This is a genomic window from Pigmentiphaga litoralis (genome assembly GCF_014651835.1).
Lineage (GTDB): Bacteria > Pseudomonadota > Gammaproteobacteria > Burkholderiales > Burkholderiaceae_B > Pigmentiphaga > Pigmentiphaga litoralis.
Window position 1 is genome coordinate 2137140 of sequence record NZ_BMXQ01000001.1, and the last position, 17745, is coordinate 2154884.

Annotated in this window: 13 protein-coding genes; 4 read left to right on the forward strand and 9 right to left on the reverse strand. The window is 64.8% G+C overall.

What is annotated here, in order from left to right:
- Positions 1–120 precede the first annotated feature (120 nt).
- The 3 genes from IE116_RS09650 to IE116_RS09660 all read left to right on the forward strand — a co-directional run bounded on the left by IE116_RS09650 (position 121) and on the right by IE116_RS09660 (position 5235).
- Positions 121–1695: a BCCT family transporter gene (locus IE116_RS09650; RefSeq protein WP_189611909.1), complete on the forward strand. Its 1575-nt coding sequence runs from the start codon at positions 121–123 to the stop codon at positions 1693–1695.
- Entirely contained in the window at positions 1692–3674 is a 1983-nt protein-coding gene (locus tag IE116_RS09655) for a PAS domain-containing sensor histidine kinase (RefSeq protein WP_189611911.1), read from the forward strand. The genes IE116_RS09650 and IE116_RS09655 overlap by 4 nt, the downstream gene beginning before the upstream one ends.
- A 211-nt stretch (positions 3675–3885) precedes the next feature.
- Positions 3886–5235: a serine hydrolase domain-containing protein gene (locus tag IE116_RS09660; protein WP_189611914.1), complete on the forward strand. Its 1350-nt coding sequence runs from the start codon at positions 3886–3888 to the stop codon at positions 5233–5235.
- 65 nt (positions 5236–5300) lie between these two features.
- Here IE116_RS09660 and ppa read toward each other — a convergent pair whose 3' ends face one another.
- From ppa to hemC, 5 genes are all read right to left on the reverse strand, one after another.
- The gene (gene ppa / locus IE116_RS09665; RefSeq protein ID WP_189611916.1) at positions 5301–5840 is read right to left on the reverse strand and encodes an inorganic diphosphatase; all 540 of its coding nucleotides are present in this window, start codon (positions 5838–5840) and stop codon (positions 5301–5303) included.
- A 77-nt stretch (positions 5841–5917) separates the two neighbouring features.
- Complete coding sequence (locus IE116_RS09670) at positions 5918–7210, reverse strand: heme biosynthesis HemY N-terminal domain-containing protein (RefSeq protein WP_189611918.1); 1293 nt, start codon at positions 7208–7210, stop codon at positions 5918–5920.
- Between the two features lie 3 nt (positions 7211–7213).
- Positions 7214–8368 (reverse strand): uroporphyrinogen-III C-methyltransferase, encoded by a 1155-nt coding sequence (locus IE116_RS09675; RefSeq protein ID WP_189611920.1) that lies wholly within the window; start codon positions 8366–8368, stop codon positions 7214–7216.
- Positions 8365–9321 carry a uroporphyrinogen-III synthase gene (locus IE116_RS09680; RefSeq protein ID WP_189611923.1) on the reverse strand — a complete coding sequence of 319 codons (957 nt, stop codon included), beginning with the start codon at positions 9319–9321 and terminating at the stop codon, positions 8365–8367. Before IE116_RS09680 ends, IE116_RS09675 begins: the two co-directional genes overlap by 4 nt.
- Complete coding sequence (gene hemC / locus IE116_RS09685; protein WP_189611925.1) at positions 9311–10318, reverse strand: hydroxymethylbilane synthase; 1008 nt, start codon at positions 10316–10318, stop codon at positions 9311–9313. The genes IE116_RS09680 and hemC overlap by 11 nt, the downstream gene beginning before the upstream one ends.
- Positions 10319–10461: 143 nt before the next feature.
- Between hemC and ppc the strand changes: the two genes are divergently transcribed.
- Entirely contained in the window at positions 10462–13380 is a 2919-nt protein-coding gene (gene ppc, locus IE116_RS09690) for a phosphoenolpyruvate carboxylase (protein ID WP_189611927.1), read from the forward strand.
- Positions 13381–13716: 336 nt separating this feature from the next.
- Here ppc and IE116_RS09695 read toward each other — a convergent pair whose 3' ends face one another.
- From IE116_RS09695 to sucC, 4 genes are all read right to left on the reverse strand, one after another.
- Positions 13717–14445, reverse strand: a complete 729-nt coding sequence (locus IE116_RS09695) for a TerC family protein (protein WP_189611928.1) — start codon at positions 14443–14445, stop codon at positions 13717–13719.
- A gap of 206 nt (positions 14446–14651) precedes the next feature.
- Positions 14652–15365, reverse strand: a complete 714-nt coding sequence (locus IE116_RS09700; RefSeq protein ID WP_189611931.1) for a TerC family protein — start codon at positions 15363–15365, stop codon at positions 14652–14654.
- Positions 15366–15416: 51 nt separating this feature from the next.
- A complete protein-coding gene (gene sucD, locus IE116_RS09705; protein ID WP_179585822.1) occupies positions 15417–16298 on the reverse strand; it encodes a succinate--CoA ligase subunit alpha in 882 nt (293 codons plus the stop codon).
- A 31-nt stretch (positions 16299–16329) separates the two neighbouring features.
- Entirely contained in the window at positions 16330–17490 is a 1161-nt protein-coding gene (sucC, locus tag IE116_RS09710; protein WP_189611933.1) for an ADP-forming succinate--CoA ligase subunit beta, read from the reverse strand.
- Positions 17491–17745: the final 255 nt, after the last annotated feature.

Sequence of the window (17745 nt, forward strand, 5' to 3'; positions counted from 1 at the left end):
CGATCCAAGAATCGTTTCGCGCCAGACGCCTCACCCTGGACCCGCCCGCGATGCCCGGTCTGCCGACGGAATCCCCGGTGCACGCCGGGGTCACCCCCCGTCCCTTGCAGGAGAGTCACTGTGGCCTTATGGAGTTCCCTGGCGTTAGTCGGCCTGTTCGTCATCTGGGCGCTTGCCAGCCCCACCTCGATGAGCGGCGCGATGGACGCCATCCTTGCGTTCAGTACCCGCAGCTTCGGCTGGTTCTACCTATGGGTGGTCTTTGCCCTGGTCCTCGTCTGCTTCTTCCTGGTGTGTTCCCGCTTCGGCAACATCCGCCTGGGCGGCGACGACGAAAAGCCGGTGTACGACCGCAAATCCTGGTTCTCGATGCTCTTTGCCGCCGGCATGGGCATCGGCCTCATGTTTTGGGGCGTCGCCGAACCCGTCTCGCACTACCTGCAGCCCCCGCCCGGCGTGGAACCCGTCACCGCGGCCGCCGCCAACGCGTCCATGCGCTACACCTTTTTCCACTGGGGCCTGCACCCCTGGGCGATCTACTGCACCTTCGGCATGGCCGTCGCGTTCTTCCAGTTTCGCCGCCAGGCGCCCATGACCATCAGTTCCACGCTGGGCGGCCTGCCCGAGCGGTGGCGCGGCAAGTGGATCGTGATCGTCGACATCCTGGCGCTGGTCGCCACGGCCTTCGGTATCGCAACCAGCCTGGGTTTCGGCGCCATGCAGATCAACAGCGGTCTGGCACAGCTGTTCGGGGTGCCGGTCGGACCGACGGCGCAGATCGTCATCATCGTGTGCGCCACGGTCGCCTTCCTGACGTCGGCGCTGTCCGGGCTCGATCGCGGCGTCAAGCTGCTGTCCAACTTCAATTTGCTGCTTGCGGTCGTCCTTGCCGCCGTTGTCTTCGTTGTTGGCCCGACGGCGGCCATCCTCGACACGCTGACCACTTCGCTCGGGGGCTATATCAGCGAATTTGTCCGCATGAGCCTGCGGCTGACGCCGTTCACGGGCGGCGGCTGGTTCGCGGACTGGACCATCTTCTACTGGGCGTGGTGGATTGCGTGGGCGCCCTATGTGGGCCTGTTCATCGCGCGGATTTCGCGCGGCCGCACCATCCGCGAATTCCTGATCGGCGCCATGTTCGTGCCGGCGCTGACCTGCTTCATCTGGTTCTCGATCTTTGGTGGCAGCGCCCTGCACTTCGACATTTTCCAGAACGCAGGCATCGGTCAGGCTGCCCTCAAGGAACCATCGTCGGCGCTGTTCATGCTGTTCGACTACCTTCCCATGAAAGCCCTTCTATCCGGGGTGGCGACGGTGCTGGTCGTGGTGTTCTTTGTCACGTCGGGCGATTCGGGCGTGTTCGTGATGGGCGTGATCAGCAACGGCGGCAAGGGCGACCCCTCGGCAAAACTCAAGCTGGTCTGGGGCATCCTGATCGCACTGATCGCGATTGCGCTGCTGCTGGCGGGCGGGCTCGAGGCCGTCCAGGCCATGACGATCGTGATGGCCTTGCCGTTCACGGTGGTGCTGGTCGTCGTGGTGACATCGACGCTAAGAGCCATCATGCAGGACCAGACCGAGATCGACGAAACCGAAGAGGCCCTGCACCGTGCCTTGCATTCGCAGGAAGTACGGGACATCGTAAAACAGCACCTGCGCGCACGCGCCGGCAAGGCGCCTGACGCCCCCCGATGAGTCCTCTCCTTCCCGGCAGTTGGGTGCTTGCGCCCGCCATGCTTGCCATCGGCGCCGTGGCGGTCGCCATCGTGGCGGGCGTGCTGCTCGCCCGGCGCCGCGCTCGGCTGGCTGCGCGCACCCTGGTCTATGGCGTGACCGTCTTGTCGATGCTCGCCACCCTGACCAGCGGCGGGCTGCATGCCTATGTGGCCCTGCCCTGGCTGGCCGTGCTGATCGTGGCGGGCCTGATGTTCCGGCTGCGGGAATCGGTTCCGGTGTGCCTGGTGGCGGTGCTGACCACCTTCTTCATCGAGATATGGCGTGCCGTCGTCAATCCCTTGCCGACCTTGTGGGCGATACGCGAACCCCCGCTGGGCATGACCTTTTCGATCACGGCATTGCTGGCCGTCGTGCTGCTGCACCTGAGCGTGCAGCAGACCATCGAACGGCGCATTGCCGCCGCGCTGGCCAATGCGGAAAAGGAACGCGACCGGCGCATCATGCTGGACCAGGCGCAGGAACTGCACCTGATGTTCGGCGGCCTGCCCGTGGCGGTCGCCCTGTACGACGCCGACGCGATCCTGCGTTACGCCAACGACCCCTACCTGTCCTTGCTGGGCAAGACACTGCCCGAGTGCCTGGCCCAGTCGATGACCGACCTGTGGCCCCGCCGCGCATCGATGCTCGCGGCGCCGCACTTTGCGACAGCAGCCCGCGGCAAGCCCGGCACCTACAGCTTCAGCTTCAATCTTCCCGATGGCACCACGCGGGAATTCGACGTGTTCGTTGCGCCCACCACCCCGGGCGACGACGGCCGCTTCGATTCACTGGTGCTGATGCTGGATCGCACCGACAGCCTGCGCATGGAACGCGCGCTGGCCGAACGGGAAACCATGTACAGCGCGGTGGTGGACCATGCGCCGATCGCGATCCTGACACAGGTGGACGGCCTCATTTCGTACGCCAACCCGGCCGCGCTGATGATGCTGTCGGCCGAATGGTCTGGCCGCGCGGTTGGCCGGCCGTTCTCGGAATTCATCATTGAAGCCGACCGCGCCGCCGTGCGCGACCGCATTGCCATGCTGGCCGATGCGCCGGGATTTGCCGAATTCCGGCACCATCGCCTGGTCGCGCTGAACTCGCAAGTGCGCGATGTGGAACTGGCCGCCATCAGCGTCACGCGTGACGGCAAGCAGCTGGTCGAGCTGTTCTGCGTCGACGTGACCGAACGCCGCCTGACCGAAGAAAAGGTCCGGCAATTGAACGAGACATTGGAACTGCGGGTGGCGGAACGCACGGCCGAACTCGAAGCCTTCACGACCTCGGTCAGCCACGACTTGCGCGCGCCCGCGCGGCAGGTCATGTCGGCCGCCGACATCATGCTGCGCAAGCTCGAGCAGCCCGATGGCAACGTCAAACCCATGCTGACCGCGCTGCATGCCACCGCCGAGCGCATGAACCGCACGATCGACGCGTTGCTGGAGCTGTCGCGCCTGGGCCGTGCCGGGATCGTGCAGTCCGTCTGGCCGCTGGGGGTCATGGTCGAAGAGATCCGGTCCGAACTGTCGGCCGACCTGCACTCGCGCAATCTGGTGTGGCGCATCGAAGCGCTGCCCCGCGTCTATGCCGACCCGCAACTGATCCGCATGGTGATGGTCAACCTGATCGGCAACGCGCTCAAGTTCACGCGTCACAAGCCCATGAGCATCATCGAAATCTGGTCTGAAGAATTCGAGCACATGACCGCCGTGTGCGTGCGCGACAACGGCGCGGGCTTCGACATGAACAACGTCGACAAGCTGTTCCAGATGTTCACGCGCCTGCACTCCAATCGCGACTTCGAAGGCACTGGGGTGGGCCTGGCGCATTGCCGCCGCATCATCGAGCGGCATGGTGGCAAGATCAGCGCGTATGGCGAACCCGGCCAGGGAGCCACCGTGCGCTTCACATTGCCGCGCGAGACCCGCCGCGAACTGCCTTCACGCGCTCAAACCTGAGCAATCGGCAACGTTGAACATGCTCATGGTTGAGCAATCTTCGCGGGCGGAAGCCGGCGGTTGGTGCTATACCTCGGCTACCCGGGCGGTACGCACGTACGTGCACACATAATAATTTCCGCGCCGGGTTGACGATGCAGGACGTCCCCCCGGGCGGCCAGGAATGCGCGTCCGGGGGAACGGCCTGCCACACCAGGTCGAGGAGACAGACATGACCCACCATCCCGTTCAGGCGCCGTCGCGCGTGCCGTCAGGCAAGCCGGCTGTGTTGCGCACCCACCCCCCGTTGACCTATTCGATCATCTTCGACAGCCTCCACACGCGCAGACTGTCGCGCGCCCTGGCGCTGGCTGCGCTGACCACCCTGGCGGCCTGTGGCGGCGGCGATGACGACAACGCTACGCCCACGCCCACCGCGTATCCGCATGCGCAGGAACCCATCGGGACCGTGCGACAGGTGTATGACGGCGCGCTGACGCCGGATCTGTCGGTCAACACTTTCCGCAACATCGATCGGCTGTTCCCGACCCGGTCCATCACGCCATCGGCCACGCCGCTTGCCCTGCCCAAGGCGGCAAAACAACTGACGGCGGTGCAGTTCACGTCGGGCGGCAGGACCTACGACCTGGTCGACTATCTGGCATTGAATCGCGTGTCAGGCTTGCTGGTGCTGAAGAACGGCGAGATCGCGCACGAGGCCTATCTGTACGGCAATACCGAAAAGACGCGCTGGATGTCGATGTCGGTGGCCAAGTCGATCACGTCCACGCTGATCGGCGCCGCCATCCAGGACGGACTGATTGCGAGCCTGAACGATCAGGTCGTCAAGTACGTACCCCGGCTGGCCGGCAGCGCCTACGATGGCGTGACGGTGCGCGATGTGTTGATGATGGCGTCGGGCGTCAAATGGGACGAGACCTACACCAATCCCGCGTCCGACCGGCGCGCGCTGCTCGAAGCGCAGATCGGCCAGAAGCCCGGCACGGCGCTGGACCTGATGGCCAAGCTGCCACGCGCGGCCGCCCCCGGCACCGTCAACAACTACAGCACCGGCGAAACGCAGATCGCAGGCGAACTGCTGCGCGGCGCCGTCAAGAAGCCGCTGGCGCAATATCTGTCGGAAAAGATCTGGTCCAAGGTGGGCATGGAAGCCGAAGCCAACTGGTGGCTGGATTCGCCCGATGGCGTCGAGATCGGCGGCAGCGGCATCAGCGCCACGCTGCGCGACTATGGCCGCTTCGGGCTCTTCATCATGAACGATGGCCGGGCGCAGGGTGTGCAGGTCGTGCCCCCCACCTGGGTCGCCGAAGCCGGCAGTCCCAAGACCCTGACCGGCGGCACGCCGCTGCCCTTCTACGGCTACATGTGGTGGGTGCCCACCACCGGCCAGTCGGCCCTCGACAAGGCCTTCTACGCCACCGGCATCTTCGGGCAGAACGTCTACATCAACCAGAAAGAAAAGGTCGTGATCGTGACCTGGGGCGCGCAGTCCAAGCCCACGGGCGCAGGCGTGGTCAACAATATCGACTTCTTTGATGCGGTGGTGAAGGCCGTGCGCTGATTGCGTTCAGCAAAAGGAAAAGGCGCCGTAGCGCCTTTTCCTGACTTTCCAGACAGCGATCCCGCTCAGCCGCCCTTGGCCTTCTTGAATGCCGCGATGCCGCTGGTGATTTCGGCCTTGGCCGCTTCAGGACCTTCCCAGCCCTTGACCTTGACCCACTTGCCCTTCTCCAGATCCTTGTAGTGCTCGAAGAAGTGCTGGATGCGCATCAGGTGTTCGGGTTGCAGGTCTTCCGGCCTTTGCCAGTGGCGATAGATCGGCAAGACCTTGTCGATCGGCACGGCCAGCAGCTTGGCGTCGCCGCCGGCTTCATCGTCCATCTGCAGTACGCCGATGACGCGGCAGCGCACGACGGCGCCCACGGTGACCGGATGCGGCGTGATGACCAGCACGTCGACCGGATCGCCATCGTCCGACAGGGTGTTGGGCACGTAGCCGTAATTGCAGGGGTAGTGCATCGCCGTCATCATGAAACGGTCGACGAACAAGGCGCCGGTGGCCTTGTCGATTTCGTACTTGATCGGATCCGCGTTCATCGGGATCTCGATAATCACATTGACTTCATCCGGTGCATTGTCGCCGGGACCGACGCGATCGAGGTTCATAACTGCCTGCGAGAGTGAGAGGTAAAGGAAAAGAAAAAAACGGAAATCGCAAATCGGGAATCAGGAATGGCGGGCGATCAGAGCCCCGCGGCGCGATCGGGCGCGACGGGTTCTTCGCTTTCGAATTGCGGCGCCGCCACCGGATCGAACAGCACCGTGTCGGCCGCCGCCTTCAGGACGGGCAAGCCTACCACTGCCTCGGTGGCCAGGCGCCAATGGCGTACGGCGTCCGACGCGCGGTTGGTGCGGTCGAACAGGCTGGCCAGCAACGCATGAGTACGGGGATCACTGCGCGCCGCCAGGCTGCGCTCCAGGTAACGCTGCGCCGGGCCCCACAGGCGGCCGCACAGGCACAGGGAACCCAGCGCCTGCAGCAGGTCCGGATCATTGGGGCGGGCCTGCAGCCAGCGTTCGGCGGTTTCAAGGCGCGGACGGATCTCGTCGCCGCCGCAGCGCGCGTAGGCCTGCAGCAGCGCGGGCGCAAAGTCGATTTCAATGGCGTCTTCGAGCACCTTGCGGGTGCGGGCTTCTTCACCATCGGCATCGAACACCGCGGCAGCCGCCAAGGCCACTTCGGGCAAGGTGCGCTCGTCGGCCTTCAGGTCCTTCCAGACGGCGCGGCGCGTGACCATGTCGGAGGCTGTCAGCAGACCCGCCGCCGCGGTTGCGATCATGCGAGCGCTGGCCGCCGGGTGGAGGGCATTGCGTTTGGACAAGGTGCGCGCCAGCTTGAGCACGTCGGCCCAGTGGCCGAGATCCCGATGCGCGCGCAGCTCGAGCCGCAGCGAATGCATGTGCCGCGGACCGTTTTCGTGCAGCTGCGACAGCAGCGCCAGAGCATCGGCCGGGCGATGCTGGTCAAGCAGCATGTCGGCTTCGACAATCATGGTGGCCGGCTTGAGCGCAGGGTCGGCCGCGGCGGCGTCACGCGCGCGCACCAGCAAGGCATCGCGGCGGACATATTCCTGCATCGCATGCGCGGCGCGCGCGGCCGACAGCAGCGCCAGCACCTTGCGCGACGCGACGTCGGTCTGGTCGGCCACGTTGCCCATGTCGGCTTCGGCACGGGCATAGCGGCCTTCCAGCAGACCGATCCAGCCGCGTTCCAGCAATTGCTGTTGCTGCGCCAGGGCACGGCGTTCGCGCCATTCACGCACACGCGTCGGCAGGCCCAGCGTCCATGCCACGGTGCGCAGCGCCACATGCAGGGCAATGAACGTAATCAGCAGCAGCAAGGCCGCCAGGCTGGCCGACAGTTCGACACGATACGGTGGCAACAGCAGCGCGACGTTGCCCGAGTGATAGCGCACACCTACCGCCAGGCCGACCGCAGCAACCAATAAAAGCAGAGTCCAGATCCAGGAGCGCATGACTTACCTCTGGCGTGCGGCGGGCACCGCGCTGCGAGGCAGGACCGAGCGTACCGCGGCCAGGCTGTCGTTGATGCCAGGAAGCTGGATCGAGATCTCGGTGTCCTTGATCTGCGTCAGCAGGGCCTGGGCGCTGCGGGTGGCAGGCGCTTCAACGTCGAAGTAGACCGGAATGGCAGCCGAGATGGCGGCCAGGTCGGCATCCCACGCATGTTCCTGGCGCGACAACAGCGCCTGGCGGGCATTGAGGAGCCGCAGCTTCAGGTTTTCGCGCAGCAGCGCGCCCTGTTCCGGCGACACCAGCAAGGCGTCGGGCCGGTCCACGCGCTGGATGCGGATCAGGTCACGCATATCGTTCAGGAAGCCATCACGCAGCGAGGGCCACCAAGCGAGCCAGTCGTTCCACCAGCGGCCATCATCCACCGGGGCGACGGCGGGCGTCGTCTCCACGGGTGGCTGCGTGGCGCCGCGGCGACGGGCCGGCTCCACGCTGGCCAGCAGCGGAAGCTTGTCGAACAGGGTGACCAGTTGATCGATCTTCACGACCAGGCCGGACACGTCGACCGAGGGCAGCGCGCGCAGGCGTTCCAGGTCTTGGGCGATGGCGCGGCGCACGGGCGTGAATTGCGGGCGGTCGGCACGGGCCAGGCGCGCATCGGCCACCTGCATGGCGGCAATCGAGTTGGGCACATTGCCCGCAAGTTGAAGCTGTTGCGACGCGATCGACAGGGCCTGTTCAACCTCGATCAGCGTCCATTCATCTTCACCGCGTGACAGTTCCTGATAGAGCTGTTCCAACGCAGCCTGCTGGCTTTGGGATTCCAGGATCTTGGATTCGAGCACGGCCAGCTTGTCAGCGTTGCCCTGGCTGGTGGACAGCGACTGACGCGCGCGCGCTTGCGCGTCGCGGGCAGTGGCATCGATGGCCGCATACCGGGTCGCGGACTCGCGGCCGATGGCTTCGACCAGACGCTGCTGGCGCCACAAGGCGGCGGCCAGCACCAGGATGACGATCAGCGCGAAGACCAAGCCTGTGGTGACCCACGGAAACGGCTGGCCACGGCGCTTCGGCGCACGGCCGGCGGTTCGGTCGGACGCCGGGCGCGAGTCGGGCGCGGCAGCGGTCGGCGGGCGGATGTCATTCTCGGATGCAGTCATGGCGTCGATTCTATCGCGGCAAAGATGTCATCATCGCGCGGCGATGATATTTGTAACAAGGGCTCTCCAGCAGCCGGGGTACAGGTTGCCGGCACAGTGCGGCTGTGGACATCCCCCACGTGGCTGGCGATGCGCGGATGCGTTGCTATGAGGCGACAGCCTGCGTACCAATCGAGCAGGCCGGCGTGCTGGATCGCGGTCCGCATCGCATCGGCACCCTCCTTGCTCGTGATCAGGATCACGGCGGCGCGGCCTGCGGCGGCCCAATTGCGCAGCGTCGCGGCAGCTGCGTTTGGCCACGGCGCGGGCTCACGCCGATAAGCGCTGTGGATCGTGACCGTGACGCCGGCGTCGCGCAGACGGGCGGCCAGCCAATCGCGGCCCCGGCCTTCCGGACCGCTGCCGCCACGCACGATCAAGGCGCTACGGGGCATGGGATCGAGCGCCGCCAGTTCGGTCCACAAGGATTCGGAATCGAAGGTGGCCGCGGCGGGCGACGGCTGGATCACCGAGGGTGCGTCGCCGAACGCCGGGTGATTGCGCAACGCCGCGCTGCTGGACGGGCCGACGGTGGCGGCCGCGACCTTGACCGGCCAGGGAAGCGATGCCCCCGAGGCAGCATCCTGACGCGTATCCAGATAGAAGCGCACCGCGTTGCCGCTGACGAACACCACCAGATCAAACGCGGCGGGGTCGGGCGCGGGACCCGGCAATGGCGTCAGTCTCAAAGACGGAAGTTCAAGGACCTCGCGACCGGCGGTGCGCAGGCGGGCGGCCAATGCGGCGTTCTGTCCAGCCGGGCGGGTCAGTACCACCGGCAGCCTGGCAGGCCCCTGGAAAGCCGCTTCCGCTTCGATCGGCACGGCCCGCTGGGCTACACGATCGACAGCGGCTTCTGCCGACACCAGGCGCGCCAGGTTCGCCGCCGCAGCTTCGCGCCCGTCACTCGCCATGGGGGTCCGGTGCGTCGGGGGCGTTCAGCGCCGCCAGGATCTCGGCAGCGCCGCCCGCGAGCAGTTCATCGGCCACCGCCTGGCCCAGTGTTTCGGCGTCGTCCATGCGGCCCTGACGGGCCACGCGGATCACGCGCGACCCATCAGGCAGGGCCACGAGCGCGCGCAGCGCCAGACCGCCGTCCAGATCCGCCTGCGCAAAGGCGGCCAGAGGCACCTGACACGATCCGCCCAGCGCGCGCGACACGGCGCGTTCGGCAATGGCTTCGGCCGTGGCGGCCGTGTCGGACAGCGGCGCGAACAGCGCCTGCAGGTCGCTGCGATCGGCACGGATCTCAATGCCCAGCGCGCCCTGCCCGGCCGACGGCAGGCTGTCTTCCGGTTCGAGCAGGCAGCGGATGCGCGCACCCAGGCCAAGGCGGCTCAGACCTGCCGCCGCCAGCACGATCGCGTCGTAATTGCCGCGATCCAGCTTGGCCAGCCGCGTGTCCAGGTTGCCGCGCAAGGGCTGCACGTTCAGATGCGGAAAGCGTGCACGGATCTGCGATTCGCGTCGCAGGCTGGAGGTGCCGACAACGGCGCCCGGCGGCATCTCGGCCAGGTTGGCATAGGTGTTCGACACCAGCGCGTCGCGGGGGTCTTCACGCGACAGAATGGTGCTCAGGTGAAAGCCGTCGGCCATGTCGACCGGCACGTCTTTCAATGAATGCACGGCCAGGTCGGCACGGCCATCCATCAATGCGTTTTCCAGTTCCTTCACGAACAGGCCCTTGCCGCCCACCTTGGACAGCGTGCGATCCAGGATCTGGTCGCCGCGCGTCGTCATGCCCAGCAGCTCGACCGACATCCGGGGATAGAGCGCCCGCAATTTCGCCTGCACATGTTCCGCCTGCCAGAGGGCCAGGCGGCTTTCGCGCGTCGCGATGATCAAACGGTCTTGGGTCAAGGTGGGTCTCTTGGAAGCGTGAAGGCGGGGGTCGTCGATTATAAGAGACATCGCCGGCACGCCGCTTTCGGAAACGCCGCCGTCGAGGCGCGGTAAGCTTAGTCCGCGCAACTACCAAGGAGTCCCTTCCCTATTTCGAGCCGCACCCGCTTTCCTGTCAACGCCTTCCAACCATAACCAGAAGCCAAGACCTGATGACGACTGCCAGCGCCGCCCCCGACCTTCCTTTCCGCAACGATATCCGCCTGCTCGGCCGCCTGCTTGGCGACGTGATTCGCGCCAGCGAAGGCGAGCATGTCTTCGACACTATCGAGACCGTCCGCCGCAACGCCGTGAAATTTCGCCGCGATGGCGACGAAGGCGATGGGAAAGCACTCGAAAAGCGGCTCAAGCAGCTGTCGCCCGATGACACGAATTCCGTTGTGCGCGCCTTCAGCTACTTCCTGCATCTGGCCAACATTGCCGAAGACCGCGACCAGAACCGGCAGCGGCGCGCGCAGTGGCTCGAAGGCGATACCCCCACACGCGGCACGCTGCGTGATGCGGTGGCTGGACTGAAATCACGCGGCGTGACGCCCGCCAGGATCCGGCAGGCCCTGCACCAGGCGGTCATGTCGCCGGTGCTGACGGCGCATCCGACCGAAGTGCAGCGCAAGAGCACGCTGGACGTGCATCGCGAGATTGCCCGTCTGCTGCAGGATCGCGACGCGCCGCACACACCTGACGAAGCGTTCGAAAAGTCGCTGGAACTGCTGGGCCGGATCGACACGCTGTGGCAGACACGCATGTTGCGCTATACCAAGCTGACGGTGGCGGACGAGATCGAGAACGCGCTGTCGTACTACCGCAGCACGTTCCTGACGGTGATCCCGCAAATCTACGCGCACCTGTCGCGTTTGTTGGGGCGTGAAGCCACCGACCCGTTTGCCCCCCTGCCGCCGCCCATGACGCCCTTCCTGACCATGGGCAGCTGGATCGGCGGCGACCGGGACGGCAATCCGAACGTGGACGCCAACACGCTGCAGCTGGCCCTGCTGCGCCAGACCGCCACCGCCGTCGAGTTCTACCTGGACGAGACCCATGCGCTGGGCGCCGAGCTGTCGATGACGACGCTGCTGACGCCCGCGTCCGAAGCCTTGCTGGAACTGGCCGAATCCAGCGGCGACATGTCGAGCCATCGTGCGGACGAGCCGTATCGCCGCGCCCTGGTCGGCATCTACGCCCGCATCGGCGCGACCGGCAAGAAGCTGACGGGCCGCGACCTGGCCCGCCGCGCCGCGCCTCCGGCCGAACCCTATGGCAGCCCGGATGAATTGGCCGCCGACCTGACCGTGATCGCCGATTCGCTGGTCGAGCACCACGCAGCGCCGATTGCCCGCCTGCGCCTGGCAGCGCTGCGCCAGGCGGTGTCGGTGTTCGGCTTCCATCTGGCCACCATCGACCTGCGGCAGAGTTCGGACGTGCATGAACGCACGCTGGCCGAACTGTTCGCGCGGGCCGGCGTCAAGGCTGACTACGCGGCGCTGACTGAAGACGAACGGGTCGCACTGCTGCGCGACGAACTGACCCAGGCCCGGCCGCTGGTATCACCGTGGATGACCTACAGCGAAGAGACCCAGCGCGAACTGAACATTTTCCGCGCAGCTGCCAAGGCACGCGCCGATTACGGTCCGCAGGCCATGCAGCACGCCATCGTGTCGCACACCGAGACCGTCAGCGACCTGCTCGAAGTGCTGGTGCTGCAAAAGGAAACAGGCTTGATCGCCCCGGGCGCCGACCCGACCGGCAAGCGGCCGCCTGATGTGGGTGAGGGGCTGATCGTGGTGCCGCTGTTCGAGACCATTCCCGACCTGGTCAACGGCCCCGGCATCATGTCGCGTTACCTGGACCTTCCGGAAGTGCGCGCCCGCGTCAAACACGCGCAATACGGCGTGCAGGAAGTCATGCTGGGCTACTCCGACAGCAACAAGGACGGCGGCTTCCTGACGTCCAACTGGTCGCTGTATGAAGCCGAGCGCGCGCTGGTGGATGTGTTCAGCCAGCGCAAGGTGCGCCTGCGCCTGTTCCATGGCCGCGGCGGCACCGTGGGCCGGGGCGGTGGTTCCAGCTTCGACGCCATCCTGGCGCAGCCGCCCGGGACCGTGGCCGGCCAGATTCGCCTGACCGAACAGGGCGAGGTGATCCAGAGCAAGTACAAGGACGCCGACATCGGCCGCTGGCATCTGGAACTGCTGACGGCGGCGACGCTGGAAGCCAGCCTGGTCGACCCCGCGGAAGCCAAGCAGGCCGAAGACAAGCTGTTCGCCGAATTCGGCCCGACCATGCAGTTCCTGTCGGACACGGCCATGCGCACCTACCGCGCGCTGGTGTACGAAACCCCGGGCTTTGCGGACTATTTCTTTGCCGCCACGCCGCTATCCGAAATTTCGGAGCTGAACATCGGCTCGCGTCCGGCCGCGCGCAAGTCCACCGGCCGCATCGAAGATCTGCGCGCGATCCCCTGGGGCTTTTCGTGGGGACAATGCCGCCTGCTGTTGCCGGGCTGGTATGGGGTGGGTTCGGCCATCGAAGCCTATCTGCGCGGCGGACCCGACTCGGGCGCCGAAGGCAAGCGCAGCGATCGCCTGCGTCACCTGCGCGACATGTCGCAGCGCTGGCCTTTCTTCAAGACACTGCTGTCGAACATGGAAATGGTGCTGGCCAAGACCGACCTGGCGATTGCGTCACGCTACGCCCTGCTGGTCGAGGACCGGGCCCTGCGCAACCGCATCTTTGGCGCGATGCGCGACGAACTGGAACGCACGATTGCGGCGCTCAAGCTGATCACCGGCCAGCGGCAGTTGCTGGCTGACAATCCGGCGCTGGCGCGTTCGCTGCGCGATCGGATCGCCTACATCGATCCGCTCAATCACTTGCAGATCGAGCTGATCCGCCGGTATCGAAGCGCGCAGCGCGAGGCCGCGGGCAAGGCCAGCAAGAAAGCGGCTGGCAGCAAGTCCGGGAGCGGCAAGGGCGGCAAGGCCAAGGATGTGGCGGCGCCCGATGAACGAACCCAGCGTGGCATCCACCTGACGATCAACGGGATTGCGGCGGGACTGCGCAACACCGGCTGATCCGGTGGCGGGCCTGCCCGCGCGTCGTTGAAGAAAAAAAGGAGCCTGCGGGCTCCTTTTTTCATGGCCGCCGCCCGGTCAGGGCGACATGCCGGGTGTCACCGCAGATAGTGCGCCGCCACGGCGACGACCGCGCCGATCACGCCGATCAGCAGCAGCATCTGCATCAGAGACATTCCCGTTTGAAGCTTTTTCATGACGAACCCTTGATCTGGCAGACCAGCCTGCCACACCGCGCATGATAGCCGAGGCGTTGAAACGACAACGCCCCGCAGGGCGGGGCGTGTCGTCGATCCGGCACCCTCTCCCCGGAGAGAGGGTCACTGCATCGTTTGCTTAGACCGCGTGCGGCGTGGTCGTCGTCTTCTTGCGCTTGGCAATCGCCAGGCCCACGACAACAACGATCAGCGCACCCAGGACTTCGGCTGCGTAGGTCAGTTCCGTACGGTAGTTGGCCAGTTGCGTCGGAGCGATCAGGTAACGCTCGGTCGCGACGTCGGTGACCAGCATGCCGCCGGCGATCCAGCCCAGCAGTGCGCCGCCCAGGATGATGACGACCGGGAAACGGTCGATCAGCTTCAGGACGATCGTGCTGCCCCAGACGATGATCGGCACGCTGACCAGCAGACCGAAGATCACCAGACCCAGCTGATGGGCTTCGTCGGCACGCTGCGCGGCGGCCGCGATGGCGATGACGTTGTCCAGGCTCATCACGAAGTCGGCGATGATGATGGTCTTGATGGCCGACACCAGGGTCGAGCCGCCTTCGACGTTGTGCGCATCATCTTCAGGAATCAGCAGCTTGATGCCGATCCAGAACAGCAGCAGACCGCCCACGACCTTCAGGAACGGAATACCCAGCATCGTCACCGCGAACGCGATCAGGATCACGCGCAGGATGATGGCGCCGGCGGTACCCCAGAGAATGCCCTGCATGCGGGTCTTCTGGGGGAGGTTGCGACAAGCCAACGCGATCACGACCGCGTTGTCCCCACCGAGCAGAATGTCGATGAGGATGATTTGAAAGACGGAGCTCCAATTGAGCGTCTGGAAGAACTCAAGCACGTGCGATCCCCTAGCAGGTGGTAAGTGGGGGCGGACCCCATTTATGGTGTGGACGGACGACCCGATGCCTCTTCGTCCCGACCCTGCTGTTCGCGCCCGCACGCTTGCGACAAGGTTGATGGGAAAAAGAAATGCCGGCCCGATATTCTGCATCAGGCCGGCAAGGTCTCACATCAGGCTTTTACATAAAGAGAAAAACCCGAGAATTACGCCGTCACGGCGCCTTTCTCGTGGCGCGATTTCATGTACTTGCCAATGGCAAGCACAATCACCGCACCGATAATGCCGCACGCGATTTCCGCACCATGATGGCTCACGCCGATGGTGGCTTCGATCGAATCGGTATAGGTGTGGTACAGCGCCGGGTCGTTGACGAACAGTTCGCCAGCGATGAAGCCCAGCAACGCCGCGCCTGCCCAGACGATGAGCGGGAAACGCTCGATCACCTTGAGCAGCAGCGTGCTGCCGAAAATCACCAACGGAATGCTGACAGCCAGGCCGAGCACGAGCAATGTCGTATTGCCCATTGCCGCGGCAGCCACCGCAATCACGTTGTCCAGGCTCATGACCAGATCAGCGATAAGAATGGTTCGGATTGCAGCGAGCATCGTGCCCTTGACCGCGTGACCACCGTCGTCTTCGTTTTCGGGCACCAGCAAAGTGATACCCACGTACAACAGGAGGATGGAGCCGATAAGCTTCAACCAAGGCAACTGCAACAACTGCGCAGCCACCAGCGTCAACACGATCCGCATGACGATCGCTGCCGCCGAGCCAATGACAATGGCTTTCTTCTGTTGATGCTCAGGCAGCGAACGCGCCGCCAGAGCGATAACCACCGCGTTGTCCCCCGACAACAGGATGTTTACCCAAACGATCTGGAGCAATGCCAGAAAAAACGCTGTAGATCCGAATTCCACGCTTGTATCTCCTCTCCGACGGTGCGCGCGTAGCGCACCGTCACCCGTGTGTTACATGACGGACTTGAGAAGCTTGGCCATTTCAGACGGATTCTTGGTCGTCTTGATGCCGCACGCTTCCATGATTTCCAGTTTGGCCTGGGCCGTGTCGGCGCCGCCCGAGATCAACGCGCCTGCGTGACCCATGCGCTTGCCGGCAGGCGCCGTGACACCCGCGATGAAGCCAACCACCGGCTTCTTCATGTTGTCCTTCGCCCATTCCGCGGCGTTGACTTCATCCGGACCACCGATTTCGCCGATCATGATGACGGCGTCGGTATCTGGATCGTCATTGAACATCTTGAGGATGTCGATGTGCTTCAGGCCGTTGATCGGATCGCCACCGATACCGACGGCGCTGGATTGACCCAGACCCAGTTCGGTAACCTGCGCGACCGCTTCGTACGTCAGCGTGCCGGAGCGGCTGACGATGCCGATGCGGCCCTTGCGGTGGATATGACCCGGCATGATGCCGATCTTGATTTCGTCCGGCGTGATCAGGCCCGGGCAGTTGGGTCCGAGCAGCAGCGTGCGCTTGTTTTCGGCGCGCATACGGTTGCGCACTTCCAGCATGTCACGCACCGGAATGCCTTCGGTGATGCAGATGACCAGATCCAGGTCGGCCTCGACGGCTTCCCAGATCGCGGCGGCTGCGCCTGCCGGCGGCACGTAGATCACCGACACGTTGGCGCCGGTGGCGGCCTTCGCTTCGGTGGCGTTGGCGAAAATCGGAATGCCTTCGAAGTCTTCGCCGGCTTTCTTGGGGTTCACGCCTGCCACGAACGCGTTGCGTCCGTTGGCGTATTCGCGGCACATACGCGTGTGGAATTGACCGGTCTTGCCGGTAATCCCTTGCGTGATGACCTTGGTATCTTTGTTGATCAGAATCGACATGAAAAGTCCTTGTGTCCTAAGAGCGCGGCGGTTACTTGGCGGCGGCTACGACAGCGGTGGCCGCTTCGGCCATCGTGTCGGCGCTGATGATGGGCAGACCGGAATCGGCCAGCATCTTCTTGCCGAGTTCCTCGTTGGTGCCCTTCATGCGAACCACCAGCGGCACGCTCAGGCTCACGGCCTTGCACGCGGCGATCACGCCTTCGGCAATGACGTCGCAGCGCATGATGCCGCCGAAGATGTTGACCAGAATGGCCTTCAGTTCCGGGTTCTTGAGCATGATCTTGAACGCTTCGGTCACCTTCTCGGCCGTGGCGCCACCGCCGACGTCGAGGAAGTTGGCCGGCTCGCCGCCGAACAGCTTGATGGTGTCCATCGTGGCCATGGCCAGACCGGCGCCGTTCACCAGGCAGCCGATGTTGCCATCGAGCTGGATGTAGGCGAGGTCGAACTTGCTGGCTTCGACTTCAGCTGGATCTTCTTCGTCCAGGTCGCGGTAGGCCACGATCTCCGGATGACGGAACAGCGAGTTCGAATCGAAGTTGAACTTGGCGTCGAGGGCGATCACGTCACCGTTGCCGGTCACGATCAGCGGGTTGATTTCGGCCAGGTCGGCGTCGGTTTCCACGTAGGTGGTGTACAGACCCTTGAACTGGACGACAGCCTTGTCGATCGAGCCTTCCGGCACGCCGATGTCGCGGGCCAGCTTGGCTGCGTCGGCATCGGTCAGGCCGGTTGCGGGATCGACGAAGACTTTCAGGATCTTCTCGGGAGTGGCGTGCGCCACTTCTTCGATGTCCATGCCGCCTTCGCTGGAGGCCATGACGCAGACGCGCTGCGAAGCGCGGTCGGTCACGACGCTGACATACAGTTCCTGCTTGATGTCGGCGCCTTCTTCGATCATCAGGCGCTTGACCTTCTGACCTGCAGGACCGGTCTGGTGCGTGACCAGTTGCATGCCCATGATCTCGCCAGAGATCTTGCGCACTTCGTCAAGGGAGCGCGCGAGCTTGACGCCACCGCCCTTGCCACGCCCACCGGCGTGAATCTGGGCCTTCACGACCCACACGGGGCCACCCAGTTTTTCGGCCGCGGTGACGGCTTCGTCGACCGTGAACACGGGGATGCCGCGCGGAACGGTGACGCCAAATTTCTTCAGAAGCTCTTTGCCCTGATACTCGTGGATTTTCATGCGGAGCCTTCGCTGTCAGGGAGACGTTGAATGATCGGTTGAAAGGATGACGGACATCACGTCGTGCCGACTGCGCACGCGCGGACGTCCGATGCAGGTACTAGGTAAAGCATGGAATGACTCGCCGGTCAGGCATGGCCGGAACGACATACCGGCCACGGCGCTCACACTTCGGGCGCATACGCAAACGCTCCTGCGCGCAAATGGAGCAGGAGCGTTCGGACGTTCGAGACTGCAGATTCAGCAAATAAAGGC